This is a genomic window from Actinosynnema sp., assembly GCF_052038725.1.
The window spans coordinates 1-1,544 of record NZ_JBQGCX010000423.1; the positions used below are offsets into that span (position 1 = coordinate 1).

A 1,544-nucleotide genomic window follows, 5' to 3' on the forward strand; every position below is an offset into this window, starting at 1 on the left:
CCTTCGGCTGCAACCTGCACTTCGAGGCCTACGTGGGCGGCTCCCCCGTCAACCCCATCGACTTCCTCGCCGCCCGCGGCGTCTCCATCTGACCCGAAATGAAGGACATCATGACTGAACAGACCACCTCAGCCGGCGACCAGCCCCAGACGCCCTCCACACGCCGCAGCCTCCGCCGCGACGTCACGTCCCTCCCCGCCAGCGGCCCCCACCCCAGGCGACGCGCGCTGGCCACGACCTCTGCCCGCCGCGGGGCGCGCGCGCTGGCGCCGATCCGGTCCCTCGGGGCACTCGCAGTGGCAACCGGCCTGATCGCCACCTTCGCCCTCCCCGCATCCGCTGCCTGGCAGCCCGCAGACATCGAGATCCCGACGCTGCAGCAAGTCGCGTCCGACGACGCGCAATCTCTGATCGTCGCCTCCGACGCGACCGCGACGCAGCTCACCCGGGAGAGCTACGCAGCCACCACCCAGGAGGAGATCGACCAGAAGAAGGCGGCAGAAGCAGCCGCAGAACGCGCACGAGCTGCGCAGGTCGCCTCACTGCCGTTCGACTACAGCATGGTGCCCCCCGGCAGCGGAACCGTGCGTTGGCCTGTCGGCGGCCCGTTCACCGTGACCGACCGGTTCGGGGACCGAGGCGGCGCACACATGGGCACCGACATGGTCGCCGCCGGCGGAACCCCCGTCTACGCATCCCTCGACGGTGTCGTGCGGATCTCACAGGACAGCTACGGCGGGTACGGGGTCACCGTCGTGGTGGAATCCGTCCTGAACGGGCAGCAGGTGAGCACCGTGTACCCCCACATGCAAACAGGTAGCCGGCAGGTCGGCGTCGGGCAGACCGTCACGGCCGGGCAGCTGGTCGGGCTTGTCGGAAGCACGGGCCGCTCCACCGCGAACCATCTGCACTTCGAGGTATATCTCGACGGCACCGCCGTCGACTCGCTGGCCTGGCTGGAAGCGAACGCGGGCTGACACATGTCCCGCACACATCCGCCGCGCAACGATGCTCGCGCCCACCCCTGCCCGCAACGACGAAGAGGATAACCCCGCCATGACCGGAATCGACGCGCTCCCCCTCGACGGCATCTCGCTGCTGCTGGTGTGGACGGCGATCGCCACCTACCTGCTCGCGTTCATCGCGTACACCATTGACCTCGCCCAACGCTCCGTTCCTGCCAGCACCCCGCAGCGGGAGCCGGCCCTGGTCGGCGCCACTGCAACGATGAGCCCGCAGAACGCGGGCACGCAGAGCGGTGGGACGGAGAGCGGTGGGACGGACGGTGTTCGCACAGCTCCCGCGCCGACGCCGCGGCTGCTGTGGGCGCGGGTCGGGACGTCGCTGGCGGTCCTCGCGTTTCTGTTTCACGTGGCCGGGACCATCTTGCGCGGGATCGCGGCCGGGCGGGTGCCGTGGGCGAACATGTACGAGTTTGCGCTGACCGGCACCGCCCTGATCGTCGCCGTATACCTGCTGGTGCTGCGCCGCTATGACCTCCGCTTCCTGGGAGCGTTCCTCATCGGCATGATCGGGATGATCCT

The 1,544-nt window shown here is 69.5% G+C and carries 1 protein-coding gene and 1 pseudogene; both read left to right on the forward strand.

From position 1 onward, the window contains the following. Positions 1-98 precede the first annotated feature (98 nt). On the forward strand, positions 99-977 hold the full coding sequence (locus ACTUAL_RS08575; protein WP_440899872.1) for a M23 family metallopeptidase: 879 nt from the start codon (positions 99-101) through the stop codon (positions 975-977). A 79-nt stretch (positions 978-1,056) separates the two neighbouring features. Next, positions 1,057-1,544, forward strand: a pseudogene (locus tag ACTUAL_RS08580) (hypothetical protein); the annotation flags it as partial.